This window comes from uncultured Paracoccus sp., from assembly GCF_947487305.1.
Lineage (GTDB): Bacteria > Pseudomonadota > Alphaproteobacteria > Rhodobacterales > Rhodobacteraceae > Paracoccus.
This window is the reverse complement of record NZ_CANKWH010000002.1, coordinates 140,283-155,769: the sequence shown is the minus strand read 5'-3', so window position 1 is coordinate 155,769 and position 15,487 is coordinate 140,283. Positions and strand designations below refer to the sequence as shown.

The window sequence follows — 15,487 nt, the reverse complement described above, 5'->3', positions numbered from 1 at the left end:
TGGCCGTCCCGGGCGCCCCTGTCAACGATGCTGCCCTTGTGCCTGCTGCAGGGCTGGTCAAAGCTGGGTCGCGGGCGGGGAGGATGGTCATGGGTGCATTGGACGGGTTGCGGGTGGTCGAGATCGCGGGGCTGGGGCCGACGCCGTTCTCGGCGATGTGGCTCGCCGATCACGGCGCCGAGGTGATCCGCATCACCCGCCCCGGCGCGCGGCATGTGCTGGGGCTTGATCGCGACGTGCTGGACCGGGGCCGCGACTGGATCGAACTGGACCTGAAATCCGAAGCCGGGCGCGATGCCGCCCGCGCCCTCATCATCCGCGCCGATGCGCTGATCGAGGGGATGCGGCCGGGGGTGATGGAGCGTCTGGGTCTTGGCCCCGGCGATTTCCCCGAGAACCCCCGGCTCGTCTATGGCCGTATGACCGGCTGGGGGCAGGTGGGCCCGCTGGCGCATTCCGCCGGGCATGACATCACCTACCTGGCGATCACCGGTGCGCTGCATGCCATCGGCCCGGCGGATCATCCGGTGGCGCCGCTGAACCTGCTGGGCGATTTCGCCGGCGGCTCGATGTATCTGGTGTCGGGGATGCTGGCCGCCATCCTGCACGCGCGGACGACCGGGCAGGGGCAGGTGGTCGATGCCGCGATCAGCGACGGGGTGGCGCATCTGATGGCGATGATCTCGGGGATGCGCGCCGCCGGGATGTGGACCGACCGGCGCGCGGCGAATGTGCTGGACGGGGCCGCGCCCTATTACGGCACCTATGCCTGTGCCGATGGTCGCCATCTCGCCATCGGCGCCATCGAGCCGCAATTCTGGGCCGAACTGCTGGAGCGTCTGGGGATCGCCCCCGCCGGCCTGCCCGATCGCGCCGATCCGGCGAACTGGCCGGCGATCCGCGCGCGCCTCGCAGAGGTCATCGCCACGCGCAGCCGCGATGACTGGGCGGCACTGCTGGAGGGAACCGATGCCTGCGCCGCGCCGATCCTGTCCATCGACGAAGCCCCGCGCCATCCGCACATGCAGGTGCGCGCGAGTTTCACGGGAGCCGAACCCAGTCCGGCCCCGCAACTTTCCGCCACCCCCGGCAGCTTGCGGCCCGGCCAGCAGATCACCCCCGGGGCGGCGCTGGCCCGTTGGCAGGCTGCCGCCGGTGGTTGACGGAATCCGCGCAGTCGCGCAGGCTTCCGCTTGACTCGAGGGGGGCGGTTCACGCATAAGCTGCGTTAACTGAACGAGCGTTCAATAAACTGGAGGAGCCGGACGATGTTCACCCAAGGCATGGAATTCGATCTGGGCGAGGACGTGAATGCGCTGCGCGAGATGGTGCATCGTTGGGCGCAGGATCGGGTGAAGCCGATCGCCGCCGAGGTCGATCGCACCAACGAGTTCCCGAACGAGCTCTGGACCGAGATGGGCGATCTGGGCCTTCTCGGCATCACCGTCTCGGAAGAATACGGCGGCTCGGGCATGGGCTATCTGGCCCATGTCATCGCCACCGAGGAAATCGCCCGGGCCTCGGCCTCGGTCAGCCTCTCCTATGGTGCGCATTCGAACCTCTGCGTGAACCAGATCAAGCTGAACGGCACCGACGAACAGAAGGCGAAATACCTGCCCGATCTCTGCTCGGGTGCGGCGGTGGGCGCGCTGGCCATGTCGGAAGAGAGCGCCGGCAGCGATGTCGTCTCGATGAAGCTCCGTGCGGAAAAGAAGAACGACCGCTATGTGCTGAACGGCAACAAATACTGGATCACCAACGCCCCCGACGCCAAGACGCTGGTGGTCTATGCCAAGACCGACCCGGAAGCGGGCAGCAAGGGCATCACCGCCTTCATCGTCGAGCGCGGCATGGCCGGCTTCTCGACCTCGCCCCATTTCGACAAGCTGGGGATGCGTGGCTCGAACACCGGCGAGCTGATCTTCGAGAATTGCGAGATCCCGTTCGTGAACGTGCTGGGCGAGGAAGGCCGGGGCGTGCGCGTGCTGATGTCGGGCCTCGATTACGAGCGTCTGGTCCTGTCGGGCATCGGCACCGGCATCATGGCCGCCTGCCTTGACGAGGTGGTCCCCTATCTGCGCGACCGCAAGCAGTTCGGTCAGGCCATCGGGTCCTTCCAGCTGATGCAGGGCAAGCTGGCCGATATGTATGTCGCGCTGAACACCGCGCGGGCCTATGTCTACGAGGTGGCGCGGGCCTGCGATGCCGGCAAGGTGACGCGGCAGGATGCGGCGGGCGCGGTGCTTTATGCCAGCGAACAGGCCATGGTGCAGGCGCATCAGGCGGTTCAGGCATTGGGCGGCGCCGGCTTCCTGAATGACAGCGTGGTCAGCCGCCTCTTCCGCGATGCCAAGCTGATGGAGATCGGCGCCGGCACCAGCGAGATCCGCCGGATGCTGATCGGCCGCGAACTGATGAGCCTCGCGTGATGCGGCTGGCGCTGGCCACAACCTGCCTGCTGCTGGCCGCGCCGCTGGCCGAGGCGCAGGAGCCGGCCTTTGACGGCGCGCTGATCGATGCCTGCCTTGTCGAGCAATCGGGGCGGGATGGGCAGCTGCAAAGCTGCATCGGTGTCGCCGCCGATGCCTGCATCGACCAGCCGGCTGGGGATAGCACCGTCGGCATGACCGGCTGCCTCATGGGCGAGTATCAGCATTGGGACGGGCTTCTGAACAGCGCCTATGCCGAGGTGATGCAGAAAGCCGAGGCCAATGATGCCGAGCTGAAGCAGCTGGGCTCGGCCGCCGAGGCGGAAGCGCCGCTGCTGAAGGAGATGCAGCGCAAGTGGATCGCCTTCCGCGACGCCGCCTGCAACTGGGAGCGCAGCAAGTGGGGCGGTGGCACGGGTGGCGGACCCGCCAGCGCGCAATGCGCCATGACCCTGACCGCCGAGCAATATCTGCGCCTCGCCTCGCGGCTGCGCGAGGGCGGCTGATGGGCCGCCTGCTGGCAGTGCTGGCTCTTGCCCTTGCGCCTCTGCCGCTGGCGGCGGGCGAGGCATCGGGCATCGATCCGAACGAGATCGAGCATTGCCTGTCCCGGTCCGCGACCGACGGAACGCGGCTCGATTGCGCCGGATCGGTACAGGCCTCCTGCCTTGCCCGCGTGCAAAAAGCCCAGCCCGACCTGCACCCGGTCGACCGGCAGCTTCAGTGCATCGATGCCGAGGCGCAGTGGTGGGAAGCCGAGCTGAACACGCGCTATGCCCGGCTGAGGAAGATCGAACGGGCGCGGGGGGCCGAGCGTGCCGAGGCGTTGAAGCAGATGGAGCGCGACTGGATCAGCTTCCGCGATGCCCGCTGCGCCTATGACCGGCTGACCAATGGCAGAGGCACCGGCGGGGCTGTGGCCGAGCCGCTGTGCCGGATGCAGGAAACCGCAAGGCAGTTCGTCCTGCTGGGCGCCTATCTGCGCGACCGGGGGGTGTAGTCGATGGCGAAGCGGTCCCCTTCGGCGCGTATGCTGGCCGGCGACAGCTACGATAACCTGCGCGCGGCCTTTCGCTGGACTTTTCCGGCGCGGTTGAACATGGCCGATCAATGCCTCGACCATCTCGCTGACGCGACCGCGATTATCGACTATGACGGCAGCCCGCGCCCTGTCACCTTCGGCGATCTGGCCGCGATGACCGACCGTTTGGCCCATGCGCTGACCGCCGAGCGTGGCGAACGGATCGCCGTCCTGCGCACCCAATCCGCCTGGACCGCCGCCGCCCATCTGGCCGCGTGGAAATCCGCCGCCATCTCGATCCCGCTCTTCAAGCTCTTCGGCCCCGAGGCGCTGGCGCTGCGGCTGAATGATGCCGGCGTCCGCACCGTGATCGCCGATCCCGAGGGCCGCGAGATGCTGGCGGGCTTTCCCGAACTGCGCGTCATCGTGCCCGAGGACGGTCTGCCCGAAGCCGGGCCTTTCGCCACCCGCGAGACCGGCCCCGAGGATCCCGCCGTCATCATCTATACCTCGGGCACCACCGGCGCGCCCAAGGGGGCGCTGCATGGCCACCGCGTGCTGACCGGCCATCTGCCCGGCGTCGAGATGAGCCATGACCTTCTGGGGCAGCCCGGCGACTGCCTCTGGACGCCGGCGGACTGGGCCTGGATCGGCGGGCTGTTCGACGTGCTGATGCCGGGGCTGGCGCTTGGCGTGCCGGTCGTGGCCGCAAGGATGGCGAAATTCGACCCCGTCGCCGTGACCGGGCTGATCACGGATTGCGGCGTGCGGAATGTCTTCTTCCCGCCCACCGCGCTGAAGATGCTGAAGGCGGCGGATGTGGCGATACCGGGCCTGCGCAGCGTCGCCTCGGGCGGCGAGACGCTGGGGGCCGAGATGCTCGACTGGGGCCAGCGCGCCTTCGGCCTGACGATCAACGAATTCTATGGCCAGACCGAATGCAACATGGTCGCCAGTTCCGCCGCCTCGCTGTTCCCGGCCCGTCCCGGTGCCATCGGCAAGGCGGTGCCGGGCTTTGACGTGCAGGTGATCGACGACGCGGGCCAGCCGACGACGGGAGAGGGCGACATCGCCATCCGCCGCGGTGCCGGTTCGATGATGCTGGCCTACTGGAACCGCCCCGAAGCCACCGCCGAAAAATTTCGTGGCGACTGGATGCTGACCGGCGATCGCGGCGTGATCGAGGACGGTTATATCCGCTTCGTCGGCCGCGACGATGACGTGATCACCAGCGCCGGCTATCGCATCGGCCCCTCGGAGATCGAGGATTGCCTGCTGAAACACCCGGCGGTGGCGCAGGCCGGGGTGATCGGCAAGCCCGATCCGCTGCGCACCGAAATCGTCAAGGCCTACATCGTCCTGCGCGCCGATGTTGAGCCGTCGGACGAGCTTGCGGCCGAGTTGCAGGCCCATGCCCGCCGCCTCTCTGCCGCCCATTCCTATCCGCGCGAGATCGCCTTTCTCGACGCCCTACCCATGACCGTGACCGGCAAGGTCATGCGCCGCGAATTGCGCAAGCTGGCGGTGGCGGAAGGATGATCCGACAAGGTTTCCTGATCGCGCTGCTGGCCACGACGCCGTCATTGGCGCAAGAGGTCTCGGTCGATAGCGCCACGGTCGAGGCCTGTTTTGACAGCACGGCCGGCGGCGAGACCCAGCCCGATTGCATCGGAGCGGCCCAGACCGCCTGCATCGCAGCGACACCAGGCGGTGCGAACACCCTGAACATCTGGCAATGCACCCAAGCCGAAACCCAAGTCTGGGACAGGCTCCTGAACCGGGAATACAAGGCCACGCGGGCCCATTTCGCGGATATCGAGGGGATCGGGGATCAGCTTCTGGCGGCGCAGCGTGGCTGGATCGCGCTGCGCGATGCCGATTGCACGATTGCCTATGACCGATATGGCGGCGGCTCGATGCGCAACATCGCCGCGACACATTGCAAGCTGACATACACGGCGCGACGGGCGCTGGAACTGAAACACATGCGGGAGCCGTGAGATGAAACTGAAATCGCAGGCGCTGACCAATTCCGACACGTTCCGCGCCAATCGCGAGGCGCATCTGGCGCTGATCACCACAGCGCGCGAGGCGGCCGATGCCGTGCTGGCCGGTGGCGGACCCAAGGCGATGGAGCGGCACACCTCGCGCGGCAAGATGCCGCCGCGCGAACGGGTGGCGAACCTTCTGGACCCCGGCAGCGCCTTCCTCGAGATCGGCGCCACCGCCGCCCATGGCATGTATGACGGCGATGCGCCGGGCGCGGGGGTGATTGCCGGGATCGGCAAGGTTCAGGGTCAGGACGTGATGGTCGTGGCCAATGACGCGACGGTCAAGGGCGGCACCTATTACCCGATGACGGTGAAGAAGCACCTGCGCGCGCAGGAGATCGCCGCAGAATGCAACCTGCCCTGCGTCTATCTGGTCGACAGCGGCGGGGCGAACCTGCCCAATCAGGACGAGGTTTTTCCCGACCGCGAGCATTTCGGCCGGATCTTCTACAATCAGGCCAATATGTCCGCGCGTGGCATCCCGCAGATCGCGGTGGTGATGGGCTCGTCCACGGCGGGCGGGGCCTATGTCCCGGCCATGTGCGATGTCTCGATCATCGTGCGCAATCAGGGCACCATCTTCCTTGCCGGCCCGCCGCTGGTGCGCGCGGCCACCGGCGAGGTGGTCAGCTCGGAAGATCTGGGTGGCGGCGATGTGCATACGCGCCTGTCGGGCGTGGCCGATTACCTGGCCGAGGATGACGCCCATGCGCTGGCGCTTGCCCGCCGCGCGGTGGCGCAGCTGAACCGCCGCCTGCCGCAGACCGTGGTCTGGCAGACGCCTGAGGCCCCGGCCTATGACCCCGAGGAGATCCTCGGCGTGGTGCCGGGCGACCTGCGCACCCCCTATGACATCCGCGAGGTCATTGCCCGCGTTGTCGATGGCTCGCGTTTCGACGAGTTCAAGGCCCGCTTCGGCGAAACGCTTGTCACCGGCTTTGCCCATATCGAGGGCTGTCCGGTCGGCATCGTCGCCAATAACGGCGTGCTCTTCTCGGAAAGCGCGATCAAGGGCGCGCATTTCATCGAGCTTTGCAGCCAGCGTTCCATCCCGCTGGTGTTCCTGCAGAACATCACCGGCTTCATGGTCGGGCGCAAATACGAGAACGAGGGCATCGCGCGGCACGGCGCGAAGATGGTGACGGCGGTGGCGACGACCTCGGTGCCGAAGATCACCATGCTGGTCGGCGGCAGCTTCGGCGCCGGCAATTACGGCATGGCCGGCCGCGCCTATTCGCCCCGCTTCCTCTGGACCTGGCCGAACAGCCGAATCTCGGTCATGGGCGGCGAGCAGGCGGCGGGCGTCTTGGCGACCGTCCGCCGCGACGGGATCGAGCGCAAGGGCGGCACTTGGTCGGCCGAGGAAGAGACCGAGTTCAAGCGCCCCACCATCGAGATGTTCGAACGTCAGAGCCACCCGCTCTATGCCTCGGCCCGGCTTTGGGACGATGGCATCGTCGATCCGAGGAAGACCCGCGAGGTGCTGTCGCTGTCCCTGCGCGCGAGCCTGAACGCGCCGATCGAGCCGACGCGCTTCGGCGTCTTCCGGATGTAAGGGCGGATCATGGCCTCCGGCGGGGATATTTTTGCGAGCGAGAACCCGGTGGGCTTCACCTTCGGGGATTCCCGCGCGCTGAACCAACGGCTTCTCGGGCTGGTCCGCGCGGGGACGAAAACCGCGACCTGCGGCGCGCTGCGGGATTTCCAGGCGGACGGCGAGCCAATGCCGGTGGTTGGGCGGCAGGACATCGCGCTTGACTGGGACGGCAAGCCCGCGCTGAGGATCGAGACCGTGGAGGTCACCATCCGCCGCTTCTGCGACGTGCCCGAGGAGTTCGCTCTGGCCGAGGGCGAGGGCGATTTCGAGGCGTGGAAAACCGGCCATATCGCCTTCTTCACCCGCAATGGCGGCTTCGATCCCGAGATGGAACTGGTCTGCGAACGCTTCCGGCTGGTCGAGGTGCTGGCATGACCGGCTTCGCGCGGCATCTGCTGATCCCCGCCCTGCTGGCCGCCGGTCCCGCCGCAGCCGATGGTGCGGCGCTGCTGCGCGCCGCCGCCAGCGGTGATGCCGCCGGGGTCCAGTCCGAACTGGCCACGGGCACTCCCACCGACACCCGCAACACCAAGGGCGAGACCGCCCTGATGATTGCCACCCACCTGAACCATGTCGAGGCCGCCCGCGCGCTGATCGAGGCGGGTGCCGATGTGAATGCGAAGGACGGGATCGAGGATACGCCCTATCTCTATGCCGGCGCGCGCGGTCATCTGGAGATCCTGCGCCTTACGCTGGATCACGGCGCCGATCCGACCGATCTCAACCGCTTTGGCGGCACTGCGCTGATCCCCGCGGCCGAGCGCGGTCATGTCGAGACCGTGCGCGAACTGATCGCAGCCGGGGTCGATGTGAACCACGTCAACAAGCTCGGCTGGACCGCGCTGATGGAGGCGGTGATCCTGGCCGATGGCGGGCCGCGCCATCAACAGATCGTCGCGCTGCTGCTTCAGGCCGGTGCCGATCCGAACATCGCCGATCACGAGGGGGTCACGCCCCGGCAACATGCCGAGCGCATGCGGCTCGACACCATGGCTGCGCTGATCGCAGCGGAGGGCGGGCGATGATCCGGGTCTGGCAGGGCGACATCACCACGCTCGAGGTGGATGCCATCGTCAACGCGGCGAATGCCTCGCTCTTGGGCGGGGGCGGGGTCGATGGCGCCATTCACCGCGCCGCCGGTCCCGGGCTGTTGGCCGAATGCCGCACGCTTGGCGGCTGCCCGACGGGCGAGGCGCGCATCACCGGGGGCCACAAGCTGAAAGCCCGTCATGTCATCCACACCGTCGGGCCGGTCTGGAAGGGCGGCGATGCGGGCGAGGCCGAGCTGCTGGCCTCGGCCTATCGCAACAGCCTTGCGCTGGCCCGCGAGCATGGGCTGACCAGCATCGCCTTCCCGGCCATCTCGACCGGCATCTACGGCTTCCCGGCTGATCAGGCCGCCCGGATTGCCGCCACCACCATCCGCGACCATGGCGACGGGCTGACCGTTACGCTGGTCGCCTTCGATTCCGCCGCGGCGCAACTGCTTGCAGAGGCGCTGTCATGACCATCACCTGGTCCAAATATCCCGCGGGGGTCCGGGGGCGCGAAGCCCCCGGCCAACGCCAAGCCGAGGAGCCGACATGTTCCAGAAGATCCTGATCGCCAACCGGGGCGAAATCGCCTGCCGCGTCATCGACACCTGCCGCAAGCTGGGGGTCGCCACCGTCGCCGTCTATTCCGACGCCGATCGCGGGGCGCGCCACGTGGCCATGGCCGACGAGGCCGTCTACCTGGGCGGTCCCGCGCCCGCCGACAGCTATCTGAAGGGCGATCTGATCATCGCCGCCGCGAAAGAGACCGGGGCCGAGGCGATCCATCCCGGTTATGGCTTCCTGTCCGAGAACCCCGAATTCGTCGATGCGGTCGAGGCGGCGGGGCTGGTCTTCATCGGCCCCTCGGCCAAGGCGATCCGGGCCATGGGTCTGAAGGACGCGGCCAAGGCGCTGATGGAAAAGGCCGGGGTGCCGGTGGTGCCGGGCTATCACGGTGCCAATCAGGACCCCGACTACCTCGCCCAGCAGGCAGGCAAGATCGGCTATCCGGTGCTGATCAAGGCCGTGGCCGGCGGTGGCGGCAAGGGGATGCGCATGGTCGAGGAACCGAAGGGTTTCGCCGACGCGCTGGAATCCGCCCGCTCCGAGGCGCAGAAGGCCTTTGGCAACCCCGATGTGCTGATCGAGAAATACATCCTGCAGCCGCGCCATATCGAGGTGCAGGTCTTTGGCGACGGCCATCGCGCCGTGCATCTGTTCGAGCGCGACTGCTCGTTGCAGCGCCGCCACCAGAAGGTGATCGAGGAGGCCCCGGCCCCCGACATGCCGCCCGAGATCCGCAAGGTCATGGGCGCCGCCGCCACCCGCGCCGCAGAGGCCATCGGCTACAAGGGCGCTGGCACCATCGAATTCATCGTCGATGGCAGCAAGGGTCTGCGCGAGGACGGGTTCTGGTTCATGGAGATGAACACCCGGTTGCAGGTCGAGCATCCGGTGACCGAGCTGATCACCGGGGTCGATCTGGTCGAATGGCAGTTGCGCGTCGCGAGTGGCGAGCCGCTGCCGGCGCGGCAGGAGGAACTGCACATTCACGGCCATGCCTTCGAGGCCCGGCTTTATGCCGAGGACGTGCCGGCGGGCTTCCTGCCGGCGACCGGGCGGCTGGCGCATCTGCACTTCCCCGACCACGCGCGGATCGAGACCGGCGTGCGGCAGGGCGACACGATCAGCCCCTGGTATGACCCGATGATCGCCAAGGTCGTGACCTATGGCCCGACCCGCGCCATTGCGCTGCGTGCGCTGGAACGTGCGCTGGTCGATACCGAAGTCGCGGGCAGCGTCACCAATGTCGATTTCCTCATCGCCCTGACCCGGCACGAGGGCTTCCGCAAGGGCGAGGTCGATACCGGCCTGATCGGCCGCGATCTGGATGATCTGGTCCGGGCCGCGCAGCCCGATCCGGCGGCCGTGGCGCTTGGCGTCGTCGGGCTGGCGGGTCTGGCCGATCCTGCGGTCAAGGGCGGCATGACCCTGTGGCAGCCCTTGCGCCGCACCATTGCCTGGGACGGCGGCGAGGCGGTGCTGGAGGTCGAGGGGCCGGGTGCCGCGCGGGTGACGCTCGAGGATGGCAGCGCCCATGAGGTGCGCTGGCAGGGCGATCGCTGGTGGGTTGACCAGCACCTGCGCCGCAACCGCATCGTCAGCCATGATGCCGGGGTCAGCGTCTTCGGCGGCCGCACCGTGACGCTGGTGCCGCTCGACCCGCTGGCGCGGGATGATGGAGGGGCCGGGGGCAGCGCGCTGACCTTGTCGCCGATGCCGGGGCTGGTGAAATCGGTCCATGTCGAAGCCGGGCAGGCGGTCAAGGCGGGCGACCGTCTGGCGGTGCTGGAAGCGATGAAGATGGAACACAGCCTGACCGCCGCCCGTGACGGCGTGGTGGCCGAGGTCTTCGCGAAGTCCGGCGACCAGGTCGAAGCCGGCGCGCCGCTGATCCGTCTCGAGGAAGAGGCAGAGGCGGCGGCATGAGCCCGGCGCCGCAGCCGATCCTCTGGCATGCGCCGCAATCGCGCTCGATGCGGGTGCTGTGGCTCCTGCACGAGATCGGCTGCGACTTCGCCGTCGAGGAACTGGATTTCTTCGACGGCTCGATGCGCCGGCCGCCCTATGCCGCGATCACCCCCGTCGGGCGCGTGCCGACGCTGCAGGATGGCGCCGTCACGCTGCACGAATCCGGGGCCATCACCGAATGGCTTTGCGAGACCCGCGCCCCCCATCTGGGCCGCGCGCCGGGTTCGCCCGAGCGCGCGCAATGGCTGGACTGGGTGCATTTCGGCGAGACGCTGGGGCAGCATATCGCCAATCTCAGCCAGCATCACATCGTCTTGCGCGAAGAATGGCAACGCTCGCCCACAGTGATGAAGCTCGAGGCGGCGCGGCTGTCGCGCGCCCTGCGGCTGGTCGAGGCCGGGCTGCAGGGCCGCGACTGGCTGCTGGGTGACTTCTCGGGCGTCGATTGCCAGGTCGGCTGGACGGTCTGGGTAGCCGAACGCTTTGTCCGCTTCGATGATCGCCCCTTGCTGGCCGCCTATGCCGCCCGCTGCGCCGCGCGCCCGGCCTTTCAGGCGGCGCTGCCGAAAGCCGGCTCGACCCTGATTTACACCAACGATTTCTACGAGGTGCCCGATGTCTGAGACGGTCGAAATCTTCGAGATGGGTCCGCGCGACGGGCTGCAGAACGAGAAGCGCCTGATCCCGACGGCGGAAAAGATTGCGCTGGTGGACCTTCTGTCCACCGCCGGTTTCCGGCGGATCGAGGTCACCAGCTTCGTCAGCCCGAAATGGGTGCCGCAGATGGGCGATGCCGCCGAGGTCATGGCCGGCATCACCCGCGCGCCGGGGATCAGCTATGCGGTGCTGACCCCGAACATCAAGGGTTACGAGGGTGCGAAGTCCGCGAAGGCCAGCGAGATCGCCATCTTTGCCAGCGCCTCGGAAGCCTTCAGCAAGGCCAACCTGAACGCCACCATTGCCGAAAGCCTCGCGCGTTTCGCCCCGGTGGCCGAGGCGGCGCGGGCGGATGGCATTCCGGTCCGAGGCTATGTTTCGATGGTGACGGACAGCCCGTTCGAGGGCGACGTGCCGCCCGCCGACGTCGCCCGGGTGGTCGCAGCGCTGCGCGACATGGGCTGTTACGAGGTGTCGCTTGGCGACACGATCGGGCAGGCGACACCGGAGAAGATCGATGCGATGCTGGCCGTGGTGCTGGAGGAAATCCCCGCCGCGCAACTGGCCGGGCATTACCACGACACGGCGGGCCGGGCGTTGCAGAACATCGACGCCAGCCTCGCGCGGGGCCTCAGGGTCTTTGACGCGGCGGTCGGTGGGCTTGGCGGCTGCCCCTATGCGCCGGGTGCCAAGGGCAATGTGGCGACCGAGCTGGTGGCCAACCATCTGGCGGCGGGGGGCTTTGACACCGGGCTGGACATGACCGTCATCGATCAGGCCGCGAACATGGCGCGGGCCATGCGGGTGGGGCCATGAGTGCGAGGGTCGTCCTCGCCGCGCTGCTGCTGGCGGGATGCGCGGCGGCACCGGGCGCAACGGTTGCGCCGATCGCCACCGCTCCCGCCTCGGCCGATCAGGGGCAGGCGCAGGCGGGTTATGCCGCGCAGCGCGCCGGGCTGCGCCGCATCGGCTATCGCAATTGCGACGGCTACGCGATCGAGCTGTTCGCGCCCGCCCGCATCTCCGCCGCCAGCGCGCCGGGGCAATCGCTGTTCCTGCGCGGCTATGCCTATCGCGGCGGCGGTCCGATCCGGTTGAGCCTGCCGGGCGCGGCCCCGCGGCTGCAACAGCAGACGGCAGGTGGCTGGCAGGAGCTTCCCCGCCACTCCGCGCTGGCGGGGTCAAGCGTCACCGGCTCGACCTCGGGTGCCATTGCTTCGGCCTCCCTGCCGCAGCAACTGGGCTTCGTCGAACTGATGAATCCCGGCCATTACCGCGCCTGGCTCGGCCAGTTTTCCGCCACGCGGGCGGGCGGGGCGTCCTGCGCCATCACCCCCGTCTGGCAATTCGACATCTCCTGAGGAGTTCCCATGTTCAACACCATCCGCATCGACACCGACGCCCGCGGCGTGGCCACGCTCTGGCTGGCGCGACCCGAGAAGCACAACGCGCTTTCGGCCGAGATGATCGCCGAGCTGACCGAGGCCGCGCAGCAACTGGGCGCCGATCCGGCGGTGCGCGTGGTGGTGCTGGCGGGCGAGGGGGCCAGCTTCTGCGCCGGGGGCGATCTCGGCTGGATGCGCCAGCAGATGGGGGCCGATGCCGAGACAAGGCGGCAGGGCGCGCGCAAGCTCGCCATGATGCTGAACGGGCTGAACCTCTTGCCCAAGCCGCTGATCGCGCGGGTGCAGGGCAATGCCTTCGGCGGCGGCATCGGCATGATGGCGGTCTGTGACATCGCCATTGCCGCGCGCGGGGCGAAATTCGGGCTGACCGAGGTGCGGCTGGGGCTGATCCCCGCCACCATCGGCCCCTATGTTCTGGCCCGCATGGGCGAGGACAAGGCGCGGCGGGTGTTCTTCTCGGCCCGGCTCTTCGACGCTGACGAGGCCGTGCGGCTGAACCTCGCCGCCGCCGCCGTCGATCCGGCCGATCTGGACGCGGCGGTCGAGGCCGAGATCGCGCCCTTCCTGCAGGCCGCCCCCGGCGCCGTCGCGGCGGCCAAGGCGCAATGCCGCGCCTATGGTCCCGTGATCGACGAGGCGCGGATCAATGACAGCATCGACCGCCTGGTCGCGGCCTGGGAGGGCGACGAGGCGCCCGAGGGCATCGGCGCCTTCTTCGACAAGCGCAAGCCGCGCTGGCAGTCGTAAAACCCGCAAACCGGACGACGGGAAAAGTAAAACGCCCGCCGGAAGATCATCCGGCAGGCGTTTGATTTTCTGTCGATTTCCGGCCAGACCTGCTGACCGAAAAGAAGGCTCAGGCGAGGCTCGGGTCGATCTGCTTGCAGGCGGCCACGAGGCCCTTCACCGCATCGACCGACTTGTCGAACATGGCCTGCTCGGCCTTGTCCAGCTTGATGTCGATGATCTTCTCAATGCCCTTGGCGCCGATCACCGTCGGCACGCCGACATAGAGACCGTTCAGCCCGTAAGCGCCATCCACATAGGCGGCGCAGGGCAGGACGCGCTTCTGGTCCTTCAGATAGGCCTCGGCCATCTCAATGGCGCTGGTGGCGGGCGCATAGAAGGCCGAGCCGGTCTTCAAGAGGCCAACGATCTCGGCGCCGCCGTCACGGGTGCGCTGTTCGATCGCGTCCAGTTTCTCCTGCGTGGTCCAGCCCATCTTGACCAGGTCCGGCAGCGGAATGCCGGCGACGGTCGAATAGCGGGCCAGCGGCACCATGGTGTCGCCATGACCGCCCAGCACGAAGGCGGTCACGTCGCGCATCGACACGCCGAATTCGAGCGACAGGAAGTGGCGGAAGCGGGCCGAATCCAGCACGCCGGCCATGCCGACGACCTTCTCGGCGGGCAGGCCGCTGAACTGCTGCAGCGCCCAGACCATCGCGTCGAGCGGGTTGGTGATGCAGATCACGAAGGCGTTCGGGGCGTGCTGCTTGATGCCTTCGCCGACCGATTTCATCACCTTGAGGTTGATGCCCAGCAGGTCGTCGCGGCTCATGCCCGGCTTGCGCGGCACGCCTGCGGTGACGATGCAGACATCGGCGCCGGCGATGTCGGCATAGTCATTCGTGCCCTTCATGACGGCATCGAAGCCTTCCGAGGGGCCCGATTCCGCGATGTCGAGCGATTTGCCCTGCGGCGTGCCCTCGGCAATGTCGAACATCACGACATCGCCCAGTTCCTTCATCGCGGCCAGATGCGCCAGCGTGCCGCCGATCTGCCCCGCACCGATAAGTGCGATCTTGGGTCGGGCCATGGAAAACCTCCGGTTTGGCTGTTCAAGTCGCGGGTTGCGTAGTCCTTCGGGATCGAAACCGCAAGAGCGGGCGGGGAGGGCTTGCGCTAACACGGTTAAAGCGGGCAACTGGCGAAAGATTCTTTTCGGACGCGGGTAACGGGTTGACGGGGTGAGATGATCGAATTGTCGGTGACGGGCTGGGTTCTGGCGGTGATCGCGGCGATTGCCGTGGGTCTGGCCAAGGGCGGGCTGTCGATGGTGGCGGTGCTGTCGGTGCCGCTTCTGTCGCTGGTCATGTCGCCGGTTCAGGCGGCGGGGATCCTGCTGCCGGTCTATATCGTCTCGGATATCGGCGGTCTGGTCGCCTATTGGCGCCATGCCGACTGGCGGGTGCTGAAGATGCTCTGGCCCGGCGCGTTGCTGGGCGTCTGGATCGGCTGGCTGACCGCGAGCCTGGTGCCGGTTGAGGGCGTCGAACTGATCGTCGGGCTGATCGGCTTTGCCTTCGCCCTGACCGCGCTGCTGCGACGCGCGCCCGAGGGGCCGCCGCGCCCCGGGCGCTGGTCGGCGGCCAGTTTCTGGGGCGGCATTGCCGGCTATACCAGCTTTGTCAGCCATTCGGGCGCTGCGCCCTACCAGATCTATGTCCAGCCGCTGCGTCTGGCGCCGCAGGTCTATGCCGGGACGGTGACGGTGTTCTTTGCGGTCATCAATGCGGTGAAGCTGATCCCTTATGCCGCGTTGGGGCAGCTGTCGCCCGGCAATCTGGGCATCGCCGCGATGCTGACGCCGGTGGCGCTGGCGGCGGTCTGGGCCGGTGTGCGGCTGGTCAAGATCATGCCGCCGCGCGCCTTTTACCTGTTCATCACCTGGGCCTTGCTGCTGGTCTCGATCAAGCTGATCTGGGACGGGGGCGGCGGATTGCTTGCCGGTTGAACCGCCAATGCCGCAGGGCTATT

General features: G+C 67.9%; 17 protein-coding genes. 16 read left to right on the top strand and 1 reads right to left on the bottom strand.

The window, feature by feature from the left end; all coding sequences use genetic code 11:
* The first annotated feature begins 89 nt into the window (after nt 1-89).
* From Q1A36_RS03370 to Q1A36_RS03300, 15 genes are all read left to right on the top strand, one after another.
* Nucleotides 90-1,163: a CaiB/BaiF CoA-transferase family protein gene (locus Q1A36_RS03370; RefSeq protein WP_299839749.1), complete on the top strand. Its 1,074-nt coding sequence runs from the start codon at nt 90-92 to the stop codon at nt 1,161-1,163.
* 105 nt (nt 1,164-1,268) lie between these two features.
* Nucleotides 1,269-2,429, top strand: coding sequence for an isovaleryl-CoA dehydrogenase (locus Q1A36_RS03365; RefSeq protein WP_299839748.1), 1,161 nt, complete (start codon nt 1,269-1,271; stop codon nt 2,427-2,429).
* Nucleotides 2,429-2,935, top strand: coding sequence for a lysozyme inhibitor LprI family protein (locus Q1A36_RS03360; protein WP_299839747.1), 507 nt, complete (start codon nt 2,429-2,431; stop codon nt 2,933-2,935). Before Q1A36_RS03365 ends, Q1A36_RS03360 begins: the two co-directional genes overlap by 1 nt.
* Complete coding sequence (locus Q1A36_RS03355) at nt 2,935-3,429, top strand: lysozyme inhibitor LprI family protein (protein ID WP_299839746.1); 495 nt, start codon at nt 2,935-2,937, stop codon at nt 3,427-3,429. The genes Q1A36_RS03360 and Q1A36_RS03355 overlap by 1 nt, the downstream gene beginning before the upstream one ends.
* 30 nt (nt 3,430-3,459) lie before the next feature.
* Nucleotides 3,460-4,989: an AMP-binding protein gene (locus tag Q1A36_RS03350; RefSeq protein ID WP_299840484.1), complete on the top strand. Its 1,530-nt coding sequence runs from the start codon at nt 3,460-3,462 to the stop codon at nt 4,987-4,989.
* The gene (locus Q1A36_RS03345; RefSeq protein ID WP_299839745.1) at nt 4,986-5,450 is read left to right on the top strand and encodes a lysozyme inhibitor LprI family protein; all 465 of its coding nucleotides are present in this window, start codon (nt 4,986-4,988) and stop codon (nt 5,448-5,450) included. The genes Q1A36_RS03350 and Q1A36_RS03345 overlap by 4 nt, the downstream gene beginning before the upstream one ends.
* Before the next feature lies 1 nt (nt 5,451).
* Nucleotides 5,452-7,056 (top strand): carboxyl transferase domain-containing protein, encoded by a 1,605-nt coding sequence (locus Q1A36_RS03340; RefSeq protein WP_299839744.1) that lies wholly within the window; start codon nt 5,452-5,454, stop codon nt 7,054-7,056.
* A 9-nt stretch (nt 7,057-7,065) separates the two neighbouring features.
* On the top strand, nt 7,066-7,473 hold the full coding sequence (locus tag Q1A36_RS03335) for an ASCH domain-containing protein (RefSeq protein ID WP_299839743.1): 408 nt from the start codon (nt 7,066-7,068) through the stop codon (nt 7,471-7,473).
* A complete protein-coding gene (locus tag Q1A36_RS03330; protein ID WP_299839742.1) occupies nt 7,470-8,123 on the top strand; it encodes an ankyrin repeat domain-containing protein in 654 nt (217 codons plus the stop codon). Before Q1A36_RS03335 ends, Q1A36_RS03330 begins: the two co-directional genes overlap by 4 nt.
* Nucleotides 8,120-8,605 carry an O-acetyl-ADP-ribose deacetylase gene (locus Q1A36_RS03325; protein WP_299839741.1) on the top strand — a complete coding sequence of 162 codons (486 nt, stop codon included), beginning with the start codon at nt 8,120-8,122 and terminating at the stop codon, nt 8,603-8,605. Before Q1A36_RS03330 ends, Q1A36_RS03325 begins: the two co-directional genes overlap by 4 nt.
* 76 nt (nt 8,606-8,681) lie before the next feature.
* Nucleotides 8,682-10,622 (top strand): acetyl/propionyl/methylcrotonyl-CoA carboxylase subunit alpha, encoded by a 1,941-nt coding sequence (locus Q1A36_RS03320; protein WP_299839739.1) that lies wholly within the window; start codon nt 8,682-8,684, stop codon nt 10,620-10,622.
* Nucleotides 10,619-11,287 carry a glutathione S-transferase family protein gene (locus Q1A36_RS03315; RefSeq protein ID WP_299839736.1) on the top strand — a complete coding sequence of 223 codons (669 nt, stop codon included), beginning with the start codon at nt 10,619-10,621 and terminating at the stop codon, nt 11,285-11,287. Before Q1A36_RS03320 ends, Q1A36_RS03315 begins: the two co-directional genes overlap by 4 nt.
* Entirely contained in the window at nt 11,280-12,137 is an 858-nt protein-coding gene (locus Q1A36_RS03310) for a hydroxymethylglutaryl-CoA lyase (RefSeq protein WP_299839734.1), read from the top strand. The genes Q1A36_RS03315 and Q1A36_RS03310 overlap by 8 nt, the downstream gene beginning before the upstream one ends.
* Nucleotides 12,134-12,682, top strand: coding sequence for a hypothetical protein (locus Q1A36_RS03305; protein WP_299839731.1), 549 nt, complete (start codon nt 12,134-12,136; stop codon nt 12,680-12,682). Before Q1A36_RS03310 ends, Q1A36_RS03305 begins: the two co-directional genes overlap by 4 nt.
* A 9-nt stretch (nt 12,683-12,691) precedes the next feature.
* On the top strand, nt 12,692-13,474 hold the full coding sequence (locus Q1A36_RS03300) for a crotonase/enoyl-CoA hydratase family protein (protein ID WP_299839729.1): 783 nt from the start codon (nt 12,692-12,694) through the stop codon (nt 13,472-13,474).
* A 109-nt stretch (nt 13,475-13,583) separates the two neighbouring features.
* On the opposite strand, the gene mdh is transcribed toward Q1A36_RS03300, so the two are convergent.
* Nucleotides 13,584-14,546, bottom strand: a complete 963-nt coding sequence (gene mdh / locus Q1A36_RS03295) for a malate dehydrogenase (protein WP_101751731.1) — start codon at nt 14,544-14,546, stop codon at nt 13,584-13,586.
* A gap of 156 nt (nt 14,547-14,702) precedes the next feature.
* Between mdh and Q1A36_RS03290 the strand changes: the two genes are divergently transcribed.
* Nucleotides 14,703-15,464 carry a sulfite exporter TauE/SafE family protein gene (locus Q1A36_RS03290; RefSeq protein WP_299839725.1) on the top strand — a complete coding sequence of 254 codons (762 nt, stop codon included), beginning with the start codon at nt 14,703-14,705 and terminating at the stop codon, nt 15,462-15,464.
* Nucleotides 15,465-15,487 lie beyond the last annotated feature (23 nt).